Below are 21,658 nucleotides of genomic sequence, written 5' to 3' on the forward strand. Positions count from 1 at the left end.
GGTATTAAAGGCGGAAAACGAGTTCAAACGGCACGTCCGAATCGTATCAATGGCGAGATTCGCGCCCTGGAAGTTCGCTTAACAGGTCTGGAAGGCGAAGCTTTGGGTATTGTGAGTCTGAGAGAAGCAATCGAAAAAGCTGAAGAAGCTGGAGTAGATTTAGTTGAAATCAGCCCTAACGCCGAACCGCCAGTTTGTCGTATTATGGACTACGGCAAGTTCCTTTATGAAAAGAGTAAGTCTTCTAAGGAACAGAAGAAAAAGCAAAAAGTTATCCAGGTTAAGGAAATTAAATTCCGTCCTGGCACCGACGATGGCGATTACCAGGTAAAACTCCGCAGCCTGGTACGCTTTCTGGAAGATGGCGATAAGGCTAAGATCACGCTGCGTTTTCGCGGTCGTGAGATGGCCCACCAACAGATCGGTATGGAAGTGCTCAACCGCGTCCGTGACGATCTGAGTGAACTGGCAGTAGTCGAATCCTTCCCTACGAAGATCGAAGGCCGTCAGATGATCATGGTGCTCGCTCCTAAGAAGAAACAGTAAGGCCTTCAAGTAGCAATGTCTGTGGAGCCTGCGGGTTCCACAGCCGTTGTTCGCCTACGTTTCGTTTATTAACAATGCGAAGTGGAAGTTATTAAAATGCCAAAAATTAAGACCGTACGCGGTGCTGCTAAGCGCTTCAAAAAAACCGGTGGTGGTGGATTTAAGCGTAAGCACGCAAACCTGCGTCATATTCTGACCAAAAAATCTACTAAGCGTAAACGTCACCTGCGTCCAAAAGGCCTCGTGTCTAAAGGCGATCTGGGTCTGGTTATCGCGTGCCTGCCGTACGCATAAGCCGTTAACGTTTAATTCATTTTTTTACTAAGAATATAGATACAGGAGAGCACATATGGCTCGCGTAAAACGTGGTGTAGTTGCCCGTGCACGTCACAAGAAAATTTTGAAACAAGCTAAAGGCTACTACGGTGCGCGTTCTCGCGTATACCGCGTTGCCTTCCAGGCTGTTATCAAAGCTGGTCAGTACGCTTATCGTGACCGTCGTCAGAAAAAGCGTCAGTTCCGTCAACTGTGGATTGCGCGTATCAACGCAGCAGCACGTCAGAACGGTATTTCTTACAGCAAATTCATCAACGGCCTGAAAAAAGCCTCTGTTGAAATCGACCGTAAGATCCTGGCTGACATCGCAGTATTCGACAAAGTAGCGTTCACCGCTCTGGTCGAAAAAGCGAAAGCAGCTCTGGCATAAGCCGGTGAAAAGAGGGAGCCTGGCTCCCTCTCTTTTATTTGTAGTGCAATCAATTAGTTGACAATTTATCCGTAAGCCTTTTCAATAAAGGTTGTCCGGTTTTTACCACATAAGGTAACGCAAGCATGAATGCTGCTATTTTCCGCTTCTTCTTTTACTTTAGCACCTGAAATCAGGAGGCTTGCGCGTGAAAGAAGAAACGGAAAACAGCGCCTAAAAGCCTCCCTGGTGGAGGCTTTTTTTATACGTGTCGTCCTTCAAGTTGTCTCTGTGTTGGCTGCATTCGCTCTTTTGCCGCGTTGATACAACTTGAATGATTTTGCGTATATACGAGCGACTAGTGAATATCGCAACATAACGAGGAAAACCATGTCACATCTCGCAGAGCTGGTTGCCAGTGCAACGGCCGCCATTAACCAGGCTTCAGATGTTGCCGCGTTAGACAATGTCCGCGTCGAATATTTGGGCAAGAAAGGGCACTTGACCCTTCAGATGACAACCCTGCGCGAACTGCCGGCAGAAGAGCGCCCGGCAGCAGGTGCGGTGATAAACGAAGCCAAAGAGCAAGTTCAACAAGCGCTGAATGCGCGTAAAGCAGAATTAGAAAGTGCTGCGTTAAATGCCCGTCTGGCTGAAGAAACGATCGATATCTCTCTGCCGGGACGTCGTATCGAAAACGGTGGTCTGCATCCGGTAACGCGTACTATCGACAGAATTGAAAGTTTCTTCGGTGAGCTGGGCTTTACCGTGGCGACGGGGCCAGAAATCGAAGATGACTATCATAACTTCGATGCGCTGAACATTCCTGGCCATCACCCGGCGCGCGCTGATCACGACACTTTCTGGTTTGACGCGACGCGTCTGCTGCGTACGCAGACTTCCGGCGTGCAGATCCGCACCATGAAGGAAAAACAGCCGCCGATCCGTATTATCGCCCCAGGCCGTGTATATCGTAACGATTACGATCAGACGCACACCCCGATGTTCCATCAGATGGAAGGGCTGATTGTTGATACCAACATCAACTTCACCAACCTGAAAGGCACGTTGCACGATTTCCTGCGCAACTTCTTTGAAGAAGACCTGCAGGTTCGTTTCCGTCCTTCCTACTTCCCGTTCACTGAACCTTCTGCGGAAGTAGACGTGATGGGCAAAAACGGTAAGTGGCTGGAAGTGCTGGGTTGCGGGATGGTTCACCCGAACGTGCTGCGTAATGTTGGAATCGATCCGGAAATCTACTCGGGCTTTGCGTTCGGTATGGGTATGGAGCGTCTGACCATGCTGCGTTATGGTGTGACCGATCTGCGCTCTTTCTTCGAAAACGATCTGCGTTTCCTCAAACAGTTTAAATAAAGGCAGGATAAAACAATGAAATTCAGTGAACTGTGGTTACGCGAATGGGTAAACCCGGCGATTGATAGCGATGCGTTGTCAAACCAAATCACGATGGCAGGTCTGGAAGTTGACGGTGTGGATCCTGTTTCCGGCGCGTTCAACGGCGTTGTAGTAGGCGAAGTGGTTGAGTGCGCTCAGCATCCGAACGCTGACAAGCTGCGCGTCACCAAAGTGAATGTAGGCGGCGACCGTCTGCTGGATATCGTCTGTGGCGCGCCAAACTGCCGTCAGGGGCTGAAGGTGGCTGTAGCAACCGTTGGCGCTGTTCTGCCGGGCGATTTCAAAATCAAAGCCGCGAAACTGCGCGGTGAGCCGTCTGAAGGTATGCTGTGCTCTTTCTCTGAGCTGGGTATTTCCGACGATCATAGCGGTATTATCGAACTGCCGGCCGATGCACCAATTGGCACCGATATCCGTGAATACCTGAAACTTGACGATAACACTATCGAAATCAGCGTCACGCCGAACCGCGCCGACTGCTTAGGCATTATTGGTGTTGCTCGTGATGTTGCTGTGCTGAACAAAGCTCCGCTGGTTGAGCCGGAAATGGCGCCTGTAGCGGCAACCGTTAGCGACGTTTTGCCGATTCAGGTTGAAGCCGTAGAAGCCTGTCCGCGCTATTTGGGCCGCGTGGTGAAAGGCATCAACGTTAAAGCGCCAACCCCGCTGTGGATGAAAGAAAAACTGCGTCGTTGCGGTATTCGCTCTATTGATGCCGTGGTTGACGTGACTAACTATGTGCTGCTCGAACTGGGCCAGCCGATGCACGCATTCGACAAAGACCGCATTGAAGGCGGGATTGTTGTCCGTATGGCAAAAGAGGGTGAGACCCTGGTATTGTTGGACGGCAGCGAAGCGAAACTGAATGCGGATACGCTGGTGATTGCGGACCATAACAAAGCGCTGGCGATGGGCGGCATCTTTGGTGGCGAACACTCCGGTGTGAATGATGAAACGCAAAACGTTCTGCTGGAATGCGCGTTCTTCAGCCCACTGTCTATTACCGGCCGCGCACGTCGTCACGGTCTACATACCGATGCTTCTCACCGCTATGAGCGTGGTGTTGATCCGGCTCTGCAACATAAAGCCATGGAACGCGCGACACGCCTGCTGATTGATATCTGCGGCGGCGAAGCGGGTCCAATCATTGACGTAACCAACGAAGCTACGCTGCCAAAACGCGCAACCATTACGCTTCGCCGTAGCAAACTGGATCGTCTGATCGGACACCACATTGCAGATGAGCAGGTGAGCGATATTCTGCGTCGTCTGGGTTGTGACGTCACGGAAGGGCAGGATGAGTGGAAAGCAGTAGCGCCGAGCTGGCGTTTCGATATGGAGATCGAAGAAGACCTGGTCGAAGAAGTCGCCCGCGTATACGGTTATGACAATATCCCGAACACGCCAATTCAGGCGGGTCTTATCATGGGTACGCATCGTGAAGCGGATTTGTCGCTGAAACGCGTAAAAACCATGCTGAATGACAAAGGTTACCAGGAAGTCATTACTTACAGCTTCGTCGACCCGAAAGTCCAGGCGCTGCTGCATCCGGGTGAAGAAGCGCTGCTGCTGCCAAGCCCAATCTCTATTGATATGTCGGCAATGCGCTTGTCCCTGTGGACTGGCTTGCTGTCTACGGTAGTGTACAACCAGAACCGTCAGCAGAACCGTGTGCGTATTTTTGAAACGGGTTTACGTTTCGTACCCGATACGCAGGCCAACCTCGGGATCCGTCAGGATCTGATGCTGGCGGGTGTGATCTGCGGCAACCGTCATGATGAACACTGGAATCTGGCAAAAGAGACCGTTGATTTCTATGATCTGAAAGGCGATCTGGAAGCAGTTCTCGACCTGACCGGCAAACTGGCGGACATTCAGTTCAAAGCTAAAGCGAATCCGGCGCTGCATCCGGGTCAGTCTGCGGCGATTTATCTGAAAGGTGAACGCATTGGTTTCATTGGGGTTGTTCATCCTGAGCTGGAACGTAAACTGGATCTGAACGGTCGCACTCTGGTGTTTGAACTGGAGTGGAACAAGCTCGCAGACCGCGTGGTGCCTCAGGCGCGTGAAGTTTCTCGCTTCCCGGCGAACCGTCGCGACATCGCGGTCGTTGTGGCCGAAAACGTTCCCGCTGCGGATATTTTATCCGAGTGTAAGAAAGTTGGCGTAAATCAGGTAGTTGGCGTAAACTTATTTGACGTGTACCGCGGTAAGGGTGTTGCGGAGGGTTATAAGAGCCTCGCTATCAGCCTGATCCTTCAGGATACCAGCCGTACACTTGAAGAAGAGGAGATTGCCGCTACCGTCGCCAAATGTGTAGAGGCATTAAAAGAGCGATTCCAGGCATCATTGAGGGATTGAACCTATGGCGCTTACAAAAGCTGAAATGTCAGAATATCTGTTTGATAAGCTTGGGCTTAGCAAGCGGGATGCCAAAGAACTGGTCGAGCTGTTTTTCGAAGAGATCCGTCGTGCTCTGGAAAATGGTGAGCAGGTAAAACTCTCTGGTTTTGGTAACTTCGATCTGCGTGATAAGAATCAACGTCCGGGCCGTAACCCGAAAACGGGCGAAGATATTCCCATTACAGCACGGCGCGTGGTGACCTTCAGACCCGGACAGAAGTTAAAAAGCCGGGTCGAAAACGCAACGCCCAAAGAAGAGTGATTTAACGATACGCAGAGTATGACGCGTATAACTAAAAAGGCCGCTATGCGGCCTTTTTCCTTTTCACTACCGAATCAGCACCGTAGAATCACCCCCATCTCTTTTCAGCAGAATGGAAAACATGCTGACTTTCGCCCATCAACAGCAGCGACGAAACGTGCGCTGGATACTGTCACTGTCAGTACTGATGCTACTGGCAACGATCCTAAGCTTGTGCGCAGGAGAACAGTGGATCGCCCCCGGCGACTGGTTTAGCGCCCGCGGCGATCTGTTCGTCTGGCAAATCCGACTTCCCCGTACCCTTGCCGTTTTGCTGGTAGGCGCTGCGTTGGCCTTATCTGGCGCAGTGATGCAAGCTCTCTTTGAAAATCCGCTCGCGGAGCCCGGATTACTGGGGGTGTCTAACGGCGCGGGTGTCGGGCTTATCGCAGCGGTGCTGCTGGGTCAGGGCAAACTCCCCGGCTGGGCGTTGGGCTTATGCGCCATCGCTGGGGCGCTGATTATCACGCTTATTTTGCTACGTTTTGCCCGACGTCATTTGTCTACCAGCCGCCTGTTGTTGGCGGGAGTGGCGCTGGGGATTATCTGTAGTGCGCTGATGACATGGGCCATCTACTTCTCCACCTCCTTTGATTTGCGACAGCTGATGTACTGGATGATGGGGGGCTTTGGTGGCGTAGACTGGCATCAGGCCTGGCTCATGGTGGCGTTGATTCCGGTGCTGGTGTGGATCTGCTGTCAGTCGCAGCCGATGAATATGCTGGCATTAGGAGAGACGTCTGCTCGTCAACTGGGGCTGCCACTATGGTTCTGGCGCAACCTGCTGGTGGTCGCCACTGGCTGGATGGTTGGCGTAAGCGTGGCTCTGGCGGGAGCAATTGGTTTTATCGGGCTTGTTATCCCACATATTCTGCGGCTGTGCGGTTTAACCGATCATCGCGTGTTACTGCCGGGCTGCGCGTTGGCTGGCGCAATCGTATTGCTGTTGGCTGATGTGGTCGCGCGTCTGGTGCTGGCCTCGGCTGAGCTGCCAATCGGCGTGGTGACGGCCACAATGGGCGCACCGGTATTTATCTGGCTATTGTTAAAAGCCGCGCGCTAGAACGCGTTGGTTCGGTCTATGATTAAAAACTGAAAATCCACCTGTTGTTCTGGAGATGCTATGCAAAACACTATTCTCGATACAGAAGTGACGACCATTGACGGTAAGGTTACCTCATTGCAGCCGTATTCCGGAAATGTGCTGTTAATCGTCAACGTGGCTTCAAAATGCGGACTAACGCCCCAATACGAGCAGCTGGAGAATCTGCAGAAAGCCTGGCATCAGCAGGGCTTCACCGTCCTGGGGTTCCCTTGCAACCAGTTTCTGGGCCAGGAACCGGGCAGTGAAGAGGAAATAAAAACGTATTGCAGTACCACCTGGGGCGTTACCTTCCCGATGTTCAGCAAAATTGACGTCAACGGCGAGGGACGCCATCCGCTGTATCAAAAGCTGATTGATGCTGCGCCAACGGCGGTTGCGCCTGCTGATAGCGGATTCTATGAGCGTATGGCAAGTAAAGGTCGGGCACCGCTGTATCCAGACGATATCCTGTGGAATTTCGAGAAGTTTTTAGTCGGGCGAGATGGTCAGGTATTGCAACGATTTTCACCCGATATGACGCCTGAAGATCCCATCCTGGTGCAAACCATTCAGAAGGCGCTGGCAAACTAATGTCCCGATTGATGCAGCTACAGGACGTAGCGGAATCGACCCGACTCGGCCCGCTTTCTGGTGAGATAAAAGCAGGCGAGATCCTGCATTTAGTGGGGCCTAACGGGGCAGGAAAGAGCACGTTGTTGGCGCGTATGGCGGGCCTGACGACCGGAGAGGGCAGCATCACCTTGGGTGATATGCCGCTTGACGAATGGCCGTCAGCTAAGCTGGCGCACTACCGTGCCTATCTTGCGCAACAGCAAAATCCACCGTTTGCGATGCCGGTCTGGCATTTTCTGACGCTGCATCAGCCTGACAAAGAGCGCACCGATCTATTACAGGACATCGCCGATGCGCTCGGCCTTGGGGATAAGCTGGGGCGTAGCGTGAATCAACTCTCCGGGGGGGAGTGGCAGCGCGTACGCCTGGCCGCGGTTATCCTGCAGATTTGCCCGCAATCGAATCCATTAGGTCAGCTTTTATTGCTGGATGAGCCGATGAACAGCCTGGACGTGGCGCAACAAAACGCGCTGGACAGGTTGTTAAGTCAGCTGTGTTCGCAGGGGATAGCGATTGTCATGAGTAGCCATGACCTTAATCATACCTTGCGTCATGCGCACAAGGCCTGGCTTCTTAAACGCGGGAAGCTGCTTGCCAGCGGCTCACGGGATGCGGTACTCACGCCGGCTAATTTGTCTGCAGCTTATGGCGTGAACTTCCGTCGTTTGGATATTGAAGGACACAGAATGCTCATATCAACCACTTAAGTTAAATGGGTTCTTGAAAATCATATAATTTCCACGCTAAATTGACATAAAAATATAATTCAGAGGATTCGTCCTGAATGCGCTTTTGGCTCCTTTTCATCACAGCATTGTTTTTGGCGGGCTGCAGCAGCCATCGTGCTCCTGCGCCAAACGCTCGCTTGTCGGATTCTATCGCTGTTATCGCCGGTCTTAATGACCAACTGCAAACCTGGCATGGCACACCTTATCGTTATGGCGGCATGAGCCGTAGCGGGGTAGATTGTTCTGGGTTTGTTTTGATGACGATGCGCGACAAATTCGATCTGCAACTCCCGCGTGATACACGCACACAATCGAAAATTGGTACTGAAATCGATAAAGATGATTTACTGCCCGGCGATCTGGTTTTCTTTAAAACTGGCTCCGGGGAAAGTGGTCTGCATGTCGGAATTTACGATACCAATAATCAATTTATTCATGCCTCAACCAGCCGCGGAGTGATGCGCTCATCCCTGGACAACGTTTACTGGCGTAAAAACTTTTGGCAGGCGCGACGTATTTAATCCTCATTAGTCACGAGGCCGCCTAAGACTGTGCGGTCTCGGCATTTCCATTTGAAAGTCACTTTTTTATTTCTGCCGTTAGCCGGACAATACCCCTGAACATTAAGAGCGTATCTTGCTAAAAATATGATTTATTCCGAGATATTAAAAAGTGCAAAGCTGGATATTCGTTTATAATCAGGATAAGCTAAAAAAAAGGATTCGATTTACCGGCTAAAAAGGGACAAATGAAAGGGCCTCTACTTGCATCAGCAATAACGTATTTCTCCATCCTTTGCTACAGGATGCCGGATAACACCTATGCAGAGGGGCTGGCACGATGATTGTTTCACTGGATACTCTTTACCATTCAGAGTTCTCTTTTCTCCCTGCGAGAAGCGAAAAAGGCGATCTTGAATACGTCGATATCATCACCAGTTTCGCCAGTGCACATGGGGATGTACGTATACCCACTGAACTGGTCCTACCTCGGATGACGGGTGAAGAACAATGTCGCTTATTTAGCGAAAAACTTGAATTAATCGAAACGTGCCAACACTTTTTTATTCAACGGAAAGTTTCCGCCTGGATTAATTTAACGCCGGCAATTGCTAATACTTTATTATCAGATGCTAAATTTGCTTCACAAGTTGAACGATTTTCATTTCTGGAGCTGGCTATTAATGAAAATTATCCAGAGTTAAATAATGGAAAAGAGAATCCAACGCTGGCTGCATTAGCGGCGCGATTTCCACTCGTTTTAACAAACTATGGTGCTGGCGGCATATCAACCCGGGCCATTTTTGATGGTCTGTTTAAACGTGTCGTGTTGGATAAAAACTTTGTTCAACAAAGGATTACACATATTTCGTTCGAGCCGTTTATGCGGGCGATCCTGGCGCAGATATCTCCTTGCAGTGAGTCAATCATCATCAGCGGTATTGATACACCGGAGATGCTAGCGCGCGTGTTACCTCTGGGATTCAGCGCTATACAGGGAGGATTATGGCCAGCCGTGCCTCCCGCGCAGATAATTTCGCTCGCTAACCGATAACCCTTATATTTGCTGGTGTTTAACAGGCTATTAACAGTCTACACTAGAGGCAGGAGGCCCTATGACCCTGTCTTTTACCACTCGCTGGCGTGATGAATTACCAGCAACCTTTACAGCTCTTTCACCTACTCCCCTGAAAAACGCGCGCCTGATCTGGCATAACGATGCGCTGGCGGAGCAATTAGCTATTCCTGAGTCGCTATTTGATACCCCGAGCGGAGCAGGCGTTTGGGGTGGCGAATCGCTTCTCCCCGGTATGTCGCCTTTAGCGCAAGTGTATAGCGGGCACCAGTTTGGCGTCTGGGCAGGCCAGCTTGGCGATGGCCGCGGGATCCTGCTTGGCGAACAACAGCTCGCTGATGGCTCAACGTTTGACTGGCACCTGAAAGGCGCCGGGCTTACGCCTTACTCCCGCATGGGTGATGGGCGCGCCGTGCTGCGCTCGACAATTCGCGAAAGTCTGGCCAGCGAGGCGATGCACTACCTGGGCATACCGACCACGCGGGCATTGTCGATTGTTACCAGCGACACGCCGGTGTATCGCGAAACGGTAGAAGCAGGGGCGATGCTCATTCGTGTGGCGCAAAGCCATATGCGTTTTGGCCATTTTGAACACTTCTACTATCGTCGCGAACCGGAAAAAGTGTGTCAGTTGGCAGACTTTGCAATTCGCCATTACTGGCCGCAATGGCAGGAAGAAGCCGATAGGTATCAGCTGTGGTTTAACGATGTTGTCACGCGTACTGCGACGTTGATCGCTGACTGGCAGGCGGTAGGATTTTCGCATGGTGTCATGAATACGGACAACATGTCGATTCTGGGACTGACGATGGATTACGGCCCATTCGGTTTTCTTGATGACTATGTGCCCGATTTTATCTGCAACCACTCGGACAACCAGGGACGATACAGTTTCGATAATCAACCGGCTGCAGCGCTGTGGAACTTGCAACGCCTGGCGCAAACCCTGTCGCCGTTTATCCCGGTCGAGGCGCTCAATGATGCGCTGGAGGGTTACCAACTGGCGCTGTTAACTCGCTACGGTCAGCGCATGCGGCAAAAGCTCGGCTTCTTTAGCGAGCAGAAAGATGACAACGAACTGCTGAGCGAACTGTTTAGTCTGATGGCGCGGGAAAGAAGCGACTATACCCGAACGTTTCGCATGCTCAGCCAAACAGAACAACACAGTGCGCAATCCCCGTTGCGCGATGAATTTATTGACCGTGCAGCATTTGATGACTGGTTTACGCGGTATCGCGCGCGTCTGCAGCAGGACAATATTGCTGATGTTGCCAGACAAACGCAGATGAAGGCGGCGAATCCGGCAATGGTATTACGTAACTGGCTGGCGCAACGGGCCATTAGTCAGGCAGAGCAGGGGGATTACACCGAGCTACATCGGTTGCACCAGGCGTTGCGTACCCCGTTTGTCGATCGCGATGATGATTATGTCAGCCGCCCACCTGACTGGGGAAAACGGCTGGAAGTGAGCTGTTCAAGCTAAGGGGCCAGAAACACCTGCGGGGATCCGTTGGCCGGATGCTGGCCAACGTGTACCTGAGCGCCATACCAGCGTCTCAGGTCATCAGCCTGTAATACGGCCTCCGGCGTCCCCTGCGACACCAGCCTGCCGTTGTGCAGCAGCACTATTCTGTCAGCCCACAGTGCGGCGAGGTTTAGATCATGAAGCACAATACACACGTGCAGCTCTCGTGAAGCGGTTAGCATCTTCAGCAAGCGCAACAGATGCTGCTGGTGGTAAAGATCCAACGCAGAGGTCGGTTCATCAAGAAATAACCAGCCGCGAGGCGTGCCGTCACACCAAAGCTGCGCCAGCGCTCGGGCCAACTGTACTCGCTGTTGCTCGCCGCCGGAAAGCGCGGCGTATTGCCGGCCAGCCAGCGGTGTGCATCCGGTCATTTCCATCACCTTAGCGATAATTTGGGATTCCGGTCGTTGGGTCCAGGGCGCACGTCCCATCGCGATGACGGCCTCTACCGGCCAGTCGAATCCCAACTGCGTTTGCTGACGCATCACCGCCCGATGCCGTGATAGCCTCTGGGCAGGCCATTCATCCAGCGTTTTGCTCGCCAGTTCGCAGCGCCCGGTAGCCGGTTTAAGATAACCGGTTAGCAGGCGTAGCAGGGTGGATTTCCCCGCACCGTTTGGGCCGATGAGCGCCACCAGTTCACCTTTTGCAAGGGTGAGTGATACGTCATCAATGACCGTTCGGCCAGCCACGCGGTAATGAAGCCCTTCAGCGGTGAAATGTTCAGCCATGCGGTCCTCGCTGACGAAAAATAAGCCATAAAAACCACGGAGCACCGAGAAGACTGGTCAACAGACCGACCGGCATCTCCGCAGGTGCAACCGCTGTACGGGCCAGCGTGTCGGCAATCAGTAATAAAAATGCGCCCGCCAGCACGGAACCTGGAATAACAGCACGATGATCTGAACCGAGCCACATGCGCATCAGATGCGGGATAACCAACCCGATAAAGCCAATCACGCCGCTTACCGCCACGGCTGCGGCAACCAGCAATGCGCTACAAAGCAGCAAAATACGCTGAACGGTACGCACATCTACGCCGAGATAATGCGCCTCCTCCTCACCCAACTGCAGCAGGTTTAGCGCCGGTGCCAGACGCCAGATTATCAATATCGTTGGGATAGCCAGCGAGGTAACCGCCAGCAGCGTGGACCATTGCGCGGCCCCCAGACTGCCCATTCCCCATAGCGACAGCTGGCGCAGTTGCGCATCATTACTGACCCATGACAGCACGCCAACCGCTGCCCCGCAGAGCGCGTTGATGGCAATACCGACCAGCAGCAGACGTGAGAGTGACCCGTCGTGCTGCTGGCTGAGGATAAAAATAACCACCGTCGCCGCCAGGGCACCGAGAAAAGCGGCCAGCATCGGGGCGTACAGCATCAGCAACGCGGGCAAAGAGATGGGGAGTACCACCCACAGGGCGACGGCGCAGGCGGCGCCGCTGCTTATCCCCAGTAATCCAGGGTCTGCCAGCGGATTGCGAAACAGGCCCTGCATCACGCAGCCTGCGAGTGACAGAGAGCCGCCAATCACCAGCGCCAGCAGGACGCGGGGCAGGCGAATGGTGAGCCAGATTTGACGCAGTGCCTCATCGCCATCCCGCCAGAGCAGACTCACCGGCAGGCGCAACGCGCCAAAACCGGTAGCCAGGATTGTCATCACGACTAACATGAGTGCGAGTGACCACAAAGAACAACGGATACGTCGGGACATCAGGGGAGTTGCTCTGCTTTAACGCGAAGCTGCAAAATAGCCTGTGGCGTGCGTACGCTAAAGCCAAGCAGCGCCATATCGTCCACCTGCAACACCTGTTTATTCCGCCCGGCAGGTGTCTGTGCAAGGCCAGGCAACGCCCACAGATTATCTTCGCCACCCATCGCCTTAACGCCGTCTTGCGAAATCACCACCAGATCGGGCTGGCTGGCAATGACGCCTTCCTGTGACAGCGGCTGATAGCGGTTAACGCCCTGCATTGCGTTGAGCAGGCCGGCGGCGCGGATAGCTGCATCGGCTCCGGTTTGCTGGCCCGCCGCCATTGCGGTCATCCCGCCATGATTGAGAATAAACAGCACACGTCTATTTAGTTCAGATGACGGGAGCGTCGCCAGTTCCTGACGTAACATTGCGCGCAGCGTTTCGCCCTCGGCCTCCCGATGGGTTGCCTCGGCGATGACGCGAATTTTTTCATCAATCACGTTAAGATCGTTGCTTGCCGGGATCGTGACAACTCTGACGTTGCTCTGCTCGAGCTGTTTTAGTGCCAGAGAGGGTTGCGCCTGCGCGCTGGCAAGGACCAGTGTCGGGCGGGTAGCCAGGATCCCTTCGGCGTTGAGTTGGCGTAAGTAACCCACATCCGGTAGCGCGTTTGCCGCTTCAGGCCACTGGCTGGTGCTGTCTCGCGCCACCAGGGAAGATTGTGCTCCCAGTGCGTATACAATCTCGGTCACATCGCCACCGAGTGCAACAACCCGTTCCCCGGCAGCAGCCAGCGCTGCGATGGGCAGCAGCGCGATCAGGGCCAGCAGTTTTTTCATGCGGCCAGTCCTTTCGGCGTGAGGGCGCCAATTTGTGCGCGCCATTGCGTCTGCTCTGGTTCACCTTCCGTACGCTGACCATACAGCTGAGCGATTTGCGTGCCGTCGGCAGCAAACAGTTCCAGACTGGTGACGTGGCCATCGGCGGTCGGTTTGCGCGTTACCCATGTTTCTGCCACGCTCTCTTCCAGTAGGTGTAAGGTAAATGCCGGGTTGAAGATATTCAGCCAGCCTTTCATCGGCACCAGTTTTTCTACCACGCCGGTAAAAATCTGTACGCAGCCACGATTACCCACAAAGACCATAATTTCATTGCCATCCTGGCGCGCGGTGTCGAGTAACTGCGCCAGTGCACTATTTGCGACTTTACAGGCCAGATCGTCGCCCACCAGATTAAACGCCTGTTGGCGGGTGAGATCGTGGCGTTTCAGCAGACCGAAAAACTGGTGTACATCGGTCATCGCTCGCCATTCTTGATCAACGGTCTGCGCATCAACCGCGATGTCGGCTGGAGCCGAATTGTTGGCCGGTTGCAGCACCAGTGGCGGGTTTTCAGCAAAGATGAAACGGGTCAGCAACGCAACCCATTCCTCTATCAGGGTGTTTTGTGTGGCATAGACTTTCAGCAGAGCATCTCCCTGATGGTCAAAGAACTGAATGCTCTGGCGCTCGCCATGGGCGGTTGTTTCGCTGATATGAAACACGCTTGCCCACTGATTGAGGAACAGGCGCAGGTCGAGGGCGTGCGGATTAAGAACCAGCCCGGCATGACCGTTGAGGTGCTGATTGGTAAAAGTACCCACCTGCTCATGTACCGCGTATTCGTTGCGGCATATACATTTGGTTTCGCCTACGGCCTCCAGTGCGCCGAGGATTTCGCGCACTTCGCCACGTAAGCGCCAGGCGTCATGACCCACGCGCGCGAAGGTCAGTTCGGCTTCGCTAATATTCATCAACCCCGCAATATCACGTGCGTATTTGCCCGGGTTTTCTTTCTTAAGTTCCAGCCAGCGAGTGTAATGATTCATTGTCTCTTCCTTCCAGATTGCTGCCCCGGCGAACCGGGGAAAAGTGATTACCACTGATAACTCACGAAAAGTTTGCCATTACGACCATCCTGCGGAATGCCCTGCGGCGACCAGTACTCTTTGTCGAAGGCATTGCCCAGTACCAGCGTGGTGGTCATGCCTTTCAGCGCCTGTTGGCCCTGATAGCTCACGTAGAAATCATTCACCGCATAACCGGGCTGTTTAGTGTAGCTGTTGCTGATATGCGTTGAACGATCGGCAAAAGTCCCTATCCAGCCCACGGAGAATCCGCTGTGCGCAACCGGGACGTTCAGTTTGCTGGTAACGGTGTCCGGGTTAATGCTGGAAATATATTCCCCTGTGTCAGTATCTTTGCCGCGCGTGCGGTTGTAGGCCATATCGAGACTGAACAGGTCGGCGGTGTATTTCGCCATCACATCCCAGCCCCAGATTTTGGCGTTGGGCACGTTATAGGACATGGTTGTCGCGGCGGCGAAGTCGACGCTGGTGGAGATGTAATCTTTCGCTTTGGTGTCGAAATAGCTGGCTTTGAATTCGAGCGCATCGCTCGCCATCAGCAGATCATCAAAGCGCAGACCAAATCCGTATTCCTGTGTTTCGTTGGTTTCCGGACGCAGGTTAGGGTTTGGCACCCAGTAGTTGGTGTAAAAACGGCCAATCGAGAAGTGTTTCGCATCGTTATACATCTCGCCCATCGTCGGTGCACGGAAGGCCTGAGCGTATGAACCGAACAACATCAGCCAGTCGGCAGGCGCAACGGTGAGTCCAGCGCGAGACGACCATTTATCGGCATCGACGTCTTCATAGCCGTCGCTGCTGCCGCGATATGAGTCATAACGGGTACCGCCCAGCAGCGTAACCGGCAGGTCGCGCAGAGTGATTTCATCCTGTAGCCAGCCGGAGCTGAAATCAATTTTTGCCTCCGGGAAACCCGTGGTTGCACCACCAGGCTGTTGTTCCTGACGGTAGTATTCGCCGCCGTAGGTCAGCAGATGAGACGCAAATGAGTCGCTAAACAGGCGGGTACGATTGTCGATTTTGCCGCCTTTGGTGGTCTGCTTACGAAATTCGCCCGTGTTATCAAGGTCCTGGGCATTAATACGCGCTTCGGACCAGTAAATGCGGGCATTCGCATTCAGCCAGTCATTGTCCGCCGGAGCAAGGGAGTAGGCCAGCTGTGCATCGCGCTGGATGGTTGAACGATCGGTCATCGGGTTGCTGGTGGCATCCGCTGCGCTGGTTTGCGGGTTTTTAGGTTCACGGGCGTCATTGTTGTAGTAACGCAGCGAACCGGCCAGCGTCTGGGCGCTGTCAATTTTCCAGCTACCTTTTGCCAGCATATTGTTGATCGCTTCATCGTTTGGCGCTGTGGTACCGTCACTCTGGCGTAAATCACCGCGATCGCGACTCGACCAGGCAAGCAGTCCGTCCAGCGTATCGGTGCGGCCATACGCGCTGGCACCCATACCAAGGCTGTGATCGCCGGTTGCCGCAGTACCGAACACGCGATAACCGCTGTGTTGTCCGACTTCCAGCAGATCTTTGGCATCCGCAGTGTCATAGGCGATCACGCCGCCCAGCGCGCCGCTGCCGTACAGCAGTGCAGAAGGGCCACGCACGACTTCGATGCGTTTGATAAGCGCTGGGTCGAGGAAGGTACTGTTCAGGTGTCCGGTGTCGGTTCCCTGACGAACGCCGTCAACCAGCACCAGAACGCCGCGTCGGTCGTAGCCACGCAGATTCACATCCTGGCCGTTGGTGCGTCCCGTACCGTCAAGGGTCAGGCCTGGAACCTTACGTAGCAGGTCGGCTGCCGAACTGGCGGTCTGGTTTTCCGGGGCGCTGGCATCAATTACGCTGACCATCATCGGCGCTTCAAAGGCGCTACGGGCATTGCCGGTGGCGGTGACGGTCATATCTTCTGCCGCCGCATTGGCGACGGCGGGCAGGTTACTGACAATCGCCAGCGCCAACAGCGATGGGCGCAGAGACGCAGTGTGCAGGTAAGGCATAGCAACTCTCCATTAGGAAATCGAAAAGCGCTGGCTGCCTGGGTATTACCTGGGTGGCTGGCGAAAAGTGTCGTTTATTTGGTCAGAATGAGTTTTCCAGCTTGAGTCTGGCGCAGCAGATAGTGCTGGCCATCATGTTCTATGATCACGCGTCCTTCTTTACCCAGCAGATTTTTACTGTCAATTCGGCGTTCGTTTGGCGCGACGGAAGGCGGTGCATTTTCTTTTGCGGGCGTTGCTGTTGTGTTATCCATACGTGACATAGTGTTTAAAAATAACAATCAATGTAACAATGATAATCATTATCATCAAACTGCAAATTTGCGGCAAGCATTTTTGTGAAATAATTGTGACGAGAACGGATATTGTACAGCAAAGCGGGGGAAAACAATGGATTAGCACCGGGCAACGTGAAGTTACCCGGCGAACGACATTAAAAACGGCTATCAACCGCAGAGGCGAGTTTTTCAACCAGCAGTTCAGTATCTTCCCAGTTCAGGCATGGGTCGGTAATGGACTGACCGTAAACCAGCGGCTGGCCGCTAACGATTTTTTGCGTACCTTCACGCAGGAAACTCTCCGCCATGATCCCGGCAATCGCCGTTGAACCGTTACGAATTTGCTGACACACGTCATCGCAAACGTCCAACTGACGACGATGCTGTTTCTGACAATTACCATGGCTAAAATCGACCACCAGATGCTCAGGCAGGGAAAATTCGTGCAGGGTATCGCAGGCGGCGGCAATATCTTCAGCATAATAATTCGGCTTTTTACCGCCGCGCATGATGATATGTCCGTAAGGGTTACCACTGGTCTGATAAATGGTCATCTGGCCGGTTTTATCCGGTGAGAGGAACATGTGGCTGGCGCGGGAGGCGCGAATTGCATCGACGGCGATACGCGTGTTGCCATCGGTGCCGTTTTTAAAGCCGACCGGGCAGGAGAGCGCGGACGCCATTTCACGGTGGATCTGGCTTTCGGTAGTGCGCGCGCCAATGGCTCCCCAACTGATTAAATCGGCAATAAACTGACCGGTCACCATGTCGAGGAATTCTGTTGCCGTGGGTACGCCCAGTTCATTGACCTGCAACAGCAGTTTACGCGCCAGTTCAATGCCGTGGTTCACGCGGTAGCTGCCGTTTAGATCCGGGTCGGAAATTAAGCCTTTCCAGCCCACGACGGTGCGCGGTTTTTCAAAATAGGTGCGCATCACGATTTCCAGACGCGCCTGATGTTTTTCGCGCAGCGCCTGTAAACGCGTTGCGTATTCCATTGCGGCATCAAGATCGTGAATCGAGCAGGGACCCACGATCACCAGCAAACGAGCATCTTCACCATTTAATATTTTTTCTATCCGGCGTCGGGATTCCGTGACATGACGGGCGACGGAGGATGAAACAGGATGCCGTTGCGCAAGCTCTGCTGGGGTAACCAGATTGTCAATACGCGCAGTACGGAGTTCATCGGTTCTGTTCATTACTTGTCTCAGAAATTTGTTGCTTCAACGGCAGGACTACCGGGAAGTGATGTACATCACAATATCACACTCATCCTGCCTGGTGGCGAGCATAATAACAAAAAATCGAACCAATGCACTAGCATTCTAGTACATGCGGCGATTCAGTCCCATAATGTCGAGGATCTTGGTAGCAATCTCTTCTACCGAGTAATTGGTACTGTTCAGCCATGGGATCTGGTTTTTCCGGTACAGCGCTTCCACCTCTGCTACCTCCATTCGACACTGTCGCATTGAGGCGTAACGGCTGTTCTCCCGACGCTCTTCGCGGATAGCCGCCAGACGCTCTGGGTCAATGGTCAGGCCGAACAATTTATGCTGCAACGGTTTAAGGGACGCTGGCAGCACCAGGTTATCCATATCATCGGCAATAAAGGGGTAGTTGGCGGCGCGAATACCAAACTGCATGGCCAAATAAAGACTGGTCGGCGTTTTGCCGCAACGAGAAACGCCGAGCAGGATCACCTGCGCCTGATCGAGGTTGCGCAACGAAATACCGTCGTCATGGGCCAGGGTGTAATCAATGGCGGCAATGCGCGCGTCGTACTTGTTGAGATTGCCGGGATTCAGACCGTGGGTCCGATGGGCGATAGGTGTAGGGTCAAGCTTCATTTCGTGCTGGAGAGGGGCAACCAATGCCTGCACGATATCCTGACAAAATCCTTCACTTTGTAGAATAATTGAGCGAATTTCCGGCAGGACGATGGAGTAAAACACCAGTGGGCGCACGCCAGTTTGTTGGTAGATCGCGTCAATTTGGTCTTTAACCGCACGTGCACGACTTTCATTTTCCACAAACGGCAGCGTAATGCTGCTGATCGTGACCGGAAATTGCGACATTACCGCGTGGCCCAATACCTCAGCGGTGATGGCTGTACCATCAGAAATATAAAATACGTGACGATCAACAGCATTATCCATTTTGCTCATCCTGGGGCTGACATAATTCTCTGAAAGCATAAATTAAAATTCGCCAGAAGCGAATATTGCTGCATCTATTTTATAAAATGAAACGGTATTTTTATATTTACTGAAAAGTACATTTCATTTTTCGGAACAAATGTTTATACCGGTAGTTTTTGTGGTGATCCCCTGTAGCTCGCGGGTTTGCGCAAATGCGGAAACAATCTGAAAAAATAAAAAATAAAGTTGCTTGAACGATTCACCGTTTTTTTCGTTGAGGTAAATATGCAAAGATAATTACGCAAAATTGAGTTTCCTAACCTCGTTCATATATAAGGATTGTTCGATGTCCAACAATGGCTCGTCACCGCTGGTGCTTTGGTATAACCAACTCGGCATGAATGATGTAGACAGAGTTGGGGGCAAAAATGCCTCCCTGGGTGAAATGATTACTAACCTTTCCGGTATGGGTGTTTCCGTACCGAATGGTTTTGCAACGACCGCCGATGCGTTTAACCAGTTTCTGGACCAGAGCGGTGTAAACCAGCGCATTTATGAGCTGCTGGATAAAACGGATATTGACGATGTCACCGAGCTTGCGAAAGCCGGGGCACAGATCCGCCAGTGGATTATCGACACTCCTTTCCAGCCCGAACTGGAAAATGCCGTCCGCGATGCCTACGCGCAGCTGTCAGCGGACGATGCCCATGCCTCTTTTGCCGTGCGCTCCTCCGCTACCGCAGAAGATATGCCAGATGCGTCATTTGCCGGTCAGCAGGAAACCTTCCTCAACGTCCAGGGATTTGATGCTGTACTGGTTGCCATTAAACACGTATTTGCCTCGCTGTTTAACGACCGCGCGATCTCTTATCGTGTTCACCAGGGTTATGACCACCGTGGTGTGGCGCTCTCTGCTGGCGTCCAGCGGATGGTGCGATCGGACCTCGCGTCCTCCGGCGTAATGTTCTCCATTGATACCGAGTCCGGCTTCGATCAGGTGGTGTTTATCACGTCCGCATGGGGTCTGGGCGAGATGGTAGTGCAGGGGGCTGTTAACCCGGATGAATTCTACGTGCACAAACCGACTCTGGCGGCTAATCGTCCGGCGATCGTCCGTCGCACAATGGGTTCGAAAAAAATCCGTATGGTCTACGCGCCAACCCAGGAACACGGTAAGCAGGTAACGATTGAAGATGTACCGCAGGAACAGCGCGACATTTTCTCCCTGACCAACGCTGAAGTGCAGGAGCTGGCGAAGCAGGCGGTACAGATCGAGAAGCACTACGGTCGTCCGATGGATATCGAATGGGCGAAAGACGGTCATACCGGCAAGCTGTTCATTGTGCAGGCGCGTCCGGAAACCGTGCGTTCTCGCGGCCAGGTAATGGAGCGTTATACGCTGCATGCGCAGGGTAAAATTATTGCTGAAGGTCGTGCTATCGGCCATCGCATTGGCGCGGGCCCGGTCAAAGTCATTCATGACATCAGCGAAATGAACCGTATCGAGCCAGGCGACGTTCTGGTTACCGACATGACCGACCCGGACTGGGAACCGATCATGAAGAAAGCGGCGGCGATTGTCACCAACCGTGGCGGTCGTACCTGTCACGCGGCGATCATTGCCCGTGAACTGGGGATCCCGGCTGTGGTTGGTTGTGGTGATGCCACCGAACGTATGAAAGACGGTGAGAAGGTAACCGTTTCCTGCGCTGAAGGTGATACCGGTTACGTTTACGCTGACATGCTCGACTTCAGCGTGAAGAGTTCCAGCGTGGAGACCATGCCGGATCTGCCGTTGAAGGTGATGATGAACGTCGGTAACCCGGACCGCGCTTTCGACTTCGCTTGTCTGCCAAACGAAGGTGTCGGCCTGGCGCGTCTGGAATTTATCATCAACCGCATGATCGGCGTCCACCCGCGTGCGCTGCTGGAGTTCGATGATCAGACCCCTGAGCTGCAAAACGAAATCCGCAGCATGATGAAAGGTTTCGATTCCCCACGTGAATTCTACGTCGGTCGTCTGACGGAAGGGATCGCAACGCTGGGTGCGGCGTTCTATCCAAAACGCGTTATCGTGCGCATGTCGGACTTTAAGTCCAATGAATATGCCAACCTCGTCGGCGGTGAGCGTTATGAGCCACATGAAGAAAACCCAATGCTGGGCTTCCGTGGGGCGGGGCGTTACGTTGCCGATAGCTTCCGCGACTGTTTTGCGCTGGAATGTGACGCAGTGAAACGTGTCCGTAACGACATGGGCCTGACTAACGTTGAAGTGATGGTACCGTTCGTACGTACCGTTGCTCAGGCGAAAGCGGTAGTGGAAGAGCTGGCGCGTCAGGGGCTGAAACGCGGTGAGAACGGACTGAAGATCATCATGATGTGTGAGATCCCGTCCAACGCCTTGCTGGCCGAGCAGTTCCTTGAGTATTTCGACGGTTTCTCCATCGGCTCAAACGACATGACGCAGTTGGCGCTAGGTCTGGACCGCGACTCTGGTGTGGTTTCTGAACTGTTTGATGAGCGTAACGACGCGGTGAAAGCGCTGCTGTCGATGGCGATTCGCGCAGCCAAGAAACAGGGCAAGTACGTGGGTATTTGCGGTCAGGGGCCCTCTGACCACGAAGACTTTGCAGCCTGGCTGATGGAAGAGGGAATCGACAGCCTGTCGCTGAACCCGGATACCGTCGTGCAGACATGGCTGAGTCTGGCGGAACTGAACAAGTAACATCATGCCTTATC

The 21,658-nt window shown here is 53.2% G+C and carries 22 protein-coding genes and 1 other annotated feature; of the genes, 14 read left to right on the top strand and 8 right to left on the bottom strand.

Features of this window, described 5'->3' with window-relative positions; genetic code table 11:
- Positions 1-3 precede the first annotated feature (3 nt).
- The 13 genes from infC (at position 4) to selO (ending at position 10,854) form a co-directional block, all read left to right on the top strand.
- Entirely contained in the window at positions 4-546 is a 543-nt protein-coding gene (gene infC / locus E1B03_RS11905; protein ID WP_048997935.1) for a translation initiation factor IF-3, read from the top strand.
- Between the two features lie 96 nt (positions 547-642).
- On the top strand, positions 643-840 hold the full coding sequence (gene rpmI / locus E1B03_RS11910) for a 50S ribosomal protein L35 (RefSeq protein WP_003030583.1): 198 nt from the start codon (positions 643-645) through the stop codon (positions 838-840).
- A 55-nt stretch (positions 841-895) separates the two neighbouring features.
- The gene (rplT, locus tag E1B03_RS11915) at positions 896-1,252 is read left to right on the top strand and encodes a 50S ribosomal protein L20 (RefSeq protein ID WP_003030578.1); all 357 of its coding nucleotides are present in this window, start codon (positions 896-898) and stop codon (positions 1,250-1,252) included.
- Between the two features lie 120 nt (positions 1,253-1,372).
- Positions 1,373-1,497: a sequence feature (Phe leader region), on the top strand.
- Positions 1,378-1,422, top strand: coding sequence for a pheST operon leader peptide PheM (gene pheM / locus E1B03_RS26215; protein ID WP_001386830.1), 45 nt, complete (start codon positions 1,378-1,380; stop codon positions 1,420-1,422). Its footprint overlaps the feature before it by 45 nt.
- A 124-nt stretch (positions 1,498-1,621) precedes the next feature.
- A complete protein-coding gene (gene pheS, locus E1B03_RS11925) occupies positions 1,622-2,605 on the top strand; it encodes a phenylalanine--tRNA ligase subunit alpha (RefSeq protein ID WP_103770153.1) in 984 nt (327 codons plus the stop codon).
- A 15-nt stretch (positions 2,606-2,620) separates the two neighbouring features.
- The gene (gene pheT / locus E1B03_RS11930) at positions 2,621-5,008 is read left to right on the top strand and encodes a phenylalanine--tRNA ligase subunit beta (protein WP_133086275.1); all 2,388 of its coding nucleotides are present in this window, start codon (positions 2,621-2,623) and stop codon (positions 5,006-5,008) included.
- Positions 5,009-5,012: 4 nt separating this feature from the next.
- Positions 5,013-5,312: an integration host factor subunit alpha gene (gene ihfA, locus E1B03_RS11935; RefSeq protein WP_003030571.1), complete on the top strand. Its 300-nt coding sequence runs from the start codon at positions 5,013-5,015 to the stop codon at positions 5,310-5,312.
- A 121-nt stretch (positions 5,313-5,433) separates the two neighbouring features.
- Positions 5,434-6,414, top strand: a complete 981-nt coding sequence (gene btuC / locus E1B03_RS11940; RefSeq protein ID WP_133086276.1) for a vitamin B12 ABC transporter permease BtuC — start codon at positions 5,434-5,436, stop codon at positions 6,412-6,414.
- A 60-nt stretch (positions 6,415-6,474) separates the two neighbouring features.
- On the top strand, positions 6,475-7,026 hold the full coding sequence (locus E1B03_RS11945) for a glutathione peroxidase (protein ID WP_133086277.1): 552 nt from the start codon (positions 6,475-6,477) through the stop codon (positions 7,024-7,026).
- Positions 7,026-7,775: a vitamin B12 ABC transporter ATP-binding protein BtuD gene (gene btuD, locus E1B03_RS11950; RefSeq protein WP_133086278.1), complete on the top strand. Its 750-nt coding sequence runs from the start codon at positions 7,026-7,028 to the stop codon at positions 7,773-7,775. The genes E1B03_RS11945 and btuD overlap by 1 nt, the downstream gene beginning before the upstream one ends.
- A gap of 77 nt (positions 7,776-7,852) precedes the next feature.
- Positions 7,853-8,317, top strand: coding sequence for an NlpC/P60 family protein (locus E1B03_RS11955; protein ID WP_003832591.1), 465 nt, complete (start codon positions 7,853-7,855; stop codon positions 8,315-8,317).
- 319 nt (positions 8,318-8,636) lie between these two features.
- Positions 8,637-9,350, top strand: a complete 714-nt coding sequence (locus E1B03_RS11960; protein ID WP_103770149.1) for an EAL domain-containing protein — start codon at positions 8,637-8,639, stop codon at positions 9,348-9,350.
- Between the two features lie 61 nt (positions 9,351-9,411).
- The gene (gene selO / locus E1B03_RS11965) at positions 9,412-10,854 is read left to right on the top strand and encodes a protein adenylyltransferase SelO (protein WP_133086279.1); all 1,443 of its coding nucleotides are present in this window, start codon (positions 9,412-9,414) and stop codon (positions 10,852-10,854) included.
- Here the strand turns inward: selO and E1B03_RS11970 are convergent.
- The 8 genes from E1B03_RS11970 to ppsR form a co-directional block, all read right to left on the bottom strand.
- Positions 10,851-11,630, bottom strand: coding sequence for a heme ABC transporter ATP-binding protein (locus E1B03_RS11970; RefSeq protein WP_103770147.1), 780 nt, complete (start codon positions 11,628-11,630; stop codon positions 10,851-10,853). The genes selO and E1B03_RS11970 overlap by 4 nt on opposite strands.
- Positions 11,623-12,615, bottom strand: a complete 993-nt coding sequence (locus E1B03_RS11975) for a FecCD family ABC transporter permease (protein ID WP_133086280.1) — start codon at positions 12,613-12,615, stop codon at positions 11,623-11,625. The genes E1B03_RS11970 and E1B03_RS11975 overlap by 8 nt, the downstream gene beginning before the upstream one ends.
- Positions 12,615-13,436 (bottom strand): heme/hemin ABC transporter substrate-binding protein, encoded by an 822-nt coding sequence (locus tag E1B03_RS11980; RefSeq protein WP_103770145.1) that lies wholly within the window; start codon positions 13,434-13,436, stop codon positions 12,615-12,617. The genes E1B03_RS11975 and E1B03_RS11980 overlap by 1 nt, the downstream gene beginning before the upstream one ends.
- Complete coding sequence (gene chuS / locus E1B03_RS11985; protein WP_133086281.1) at positions 13,433-14,464, bottom strand: hematinate-forming heme oxygenase ChuS; 1,032 nt, start codon at positions 14,462-14,464, stop codon at positions 13,433-13,435. Before chuS ends, E1B03_RS11980 begins: the two co-directional genes overlap by 4 nt.
- 47 nt (positions 14,465-14,511) lie before the next feature.
- Positions 14,512-16,497, bottom strand: coding sequence for a TonB-dependent hemoglobin/transferrin/lactoferrin family receptor (locus E1B03_RS11990; RefSeq protein ID WP_133086282.1), 1,986 nt, complete (start codon positions 16,495-16,497; stop codon positions 14,512-14,514).
- A gap of 74 nt (positions 16,498-16,571) precedes the next feature.
- Positions 16,572-16,760: a hemin uptake protein HemP gene (gene hemP / locus E1B03_RS11995; RefSeq protein ID WP_103770142.1), complete on the bottom strand. Its 189-nt coding sequence runs from the start codon at positions 16,758-16,760 to the stop codon at positions 16,572-16,574.
- Between the two features lie 170 nt (positions 16,761-16,930).
- A complete protein-coding gene (aroH, locus tag E1B03_RS12000; protein ID WP_133086283.1) occupies positions 16,931-17,977 on the bottom strand; it encodes a 3-deoxy-7-phosphoheptulonate synthase AroH in 1,047 nt (348 codons plus the stop codon).
- A gap of 126 nt (positions 17,978-18,103) precedes the next feature.
- Positions 18,104-18,937 carry a posphoenolpyruvate synthetase regulatory kinase/phosphorylase PpsR gene (gene ppsR / locus E1B03_RS12005; protein ID WP_043016583.1) on the bottom strand — a complete coding sequence of 278 codons (834 nt, stop codon included), beginning with the start codon at positions 18,935-18,937 and terminating at the stop codon, positions 18,104-18,106.
- A 328-nt stretch (positions 18,938-19,265) separates the two neighbouring features.
- On the opposite strand from ppsR, the gene ppsA reads away from it, so the two are divergent.
- Complete coding sequence (gene ppsA, locus E1B03_RS12010) at positions 19,266-21,644, top strand: phosphoenolpyruvate synthase (protein WP_133086284.1); 2,379 nt, start codon at positions 19,266-19,268, stop codon at positions 21,642-21,644.
- Positions 21,645-21,658 lie beyond the last annotated feature (14 nt).

Origin of the sequence: Citrobacter arsenatis (assembly GCF_004353845.1) — a bacterium.
In the GTDB taxonomy this organism is placed as follows: domain Bacteria; phylum Pseudomonadota; class Gammaproteobacteria; order Enterobacterales; family Enterobacteriaceae; genus Citrobacter; species Citrobacter arsenatis.

What these genes read in the sequence shown, in the direction of transcription:
- E1B03_RS11960 (WP_103770149.1), top strand. Translation starts at nt 8,637, where the DNA reads ATGATTGTTTCACTGGATACTCTTTACCATTCAGAGTTCTCTTTTCTC.
- pheS (WP_103770153.1), top strand. Translation starts at nt 1,622, where the DNA reads ATGTCACATCTCGCAGAGCTGGTTGCCAGTGCAACGGCCGCCATTAAC.
- E1B03_RS11980 (WP_103770145.1), bottom strand. Translation starts at nt 13,436, where the DNA reads ATGAAAAAACTGCTGGCCCTGATCGCGCTGCTGCCCATCGCAGCGCTG.
- ppsR (WP_043016583.1), bottom strand. Translation starts at nt 18,937, where the DNA reads ATGGATAATGCTGTTGATCGTCACGTATTTTATATTTCTGATGGTACA.
- aroH (WP_133086283.1), bottom strand. Translation starts at nt 17,977, where the DNA reads ATGAACAGAACCGATGAACTCCGTACTGCGCGTATTGACAATCTGGTT.
- E1B03_RS11975 (WP_133086280.1), bottom strand. Translation starts at nt 12,615, where the DNA reads ATGTCCCGACGTATCCGTTGTTCTTTGTGGTCACTCGCACTCATGTTA.
- E1B03_RS11945 (WP_133086277.1), top strand. Translation starts at nt 6,475, where the DNA reads ATGCAAAACACTATTCTCGATACAGAAGTGACGACCATTGACGGTAAG.
- ppsA (WP_133086284.1), top strand. Translation starts at nt 19,266, where the DNA reads ATGTCCAACAATGGCTCGTCACCGCTGGTGCTTTGGTATAACCAACTC.
- chuS (WP_133086281.1), bottom strand. Translation starts at nt 14,464, where the DNA reads ATGAATCATTACACTCGCTGGCTGGAACTTAAGAAAGAAAACCCGGGC.
- pheT (WP_133086275.1), top strand. Translation starts at nt 2,621, where the DNA reads ATGAAATTCAGTGAACTGTGGTTACGCGAATGGGTAAACCCGGCGATT.
- E1B03_RS11970 (WP_103770147.1), bottom strand. Translation starts at nt 11,630, where the DNA reads ATGGCTGAACATTTCACCGCTGAAGGGCTTCATTACCGCGTGGCTGGC.
- E1B03_RS11990 (WP_133086282.1), bottom strand. Translation starts at nt 16,497, where the DNA reads ATGCCTTACCTGCACACTGCGTCTCTGCGCCCATCGCTGTTGGCGCTG.
- btuD (WP_133086278.1), top strand. Translation starts at nt 7,026, where the DNA reads ATGTCCCGATTGATGCAGCTACAGGACGTAGCGGAATCGACCCGACTC.
- rpmI (WP_003030583.1), top strand. Translation starts at nt 643, where the DNA reads ATGCCAAAAATTAAGACCGTACGCGGTGCTGCTAAGCGCTTCAAAAAA.
- rplT (WP_003030578.1), top strand. Translation starts at nt 896, where the DNA reads ATGGCTCGCGTAAAACGTGGTGTAGTTGCCCGTGCACGTCACAAGAAA.
- selO (WP_133086279.1), top strand. Translation starts at nt 9,412, where the DNA reads ATGACCCTGTCTTTTACCACTCGCTGGCGTGATGAATTACCAGCAACC.
- ihfA (WP_003030571.1), top strand. Translation starts at nt 5,013, where the DNA reads ATGGCGCTTACAAAAGCTGAAATGTCAGAATATCTGTTTGATAAGCTT.
- E1B03_RS11955 (WP_003832591.1), top strand. Translation starts at nt 7,853, where the DNA reads ATGCGCTTTTGGCTCCTTTTCATCACAGCATTGTTTTTGGCGGGCTGC.
- hemP (WP_103770142.1), bottom strand. Translation starts at nt 16,760, where the DNA reads ATGTCACGTATGGATAACACAACAGCAACGCCCGCAAAAGAAAATGCA.
- btuC (WP_133086276.1), top strand. Translation starts at nt 5,434, where the DNA reads ATGCTGACTTTCGCCCATCAACAGCAGCGACGAAACGTGCGCTGGATA.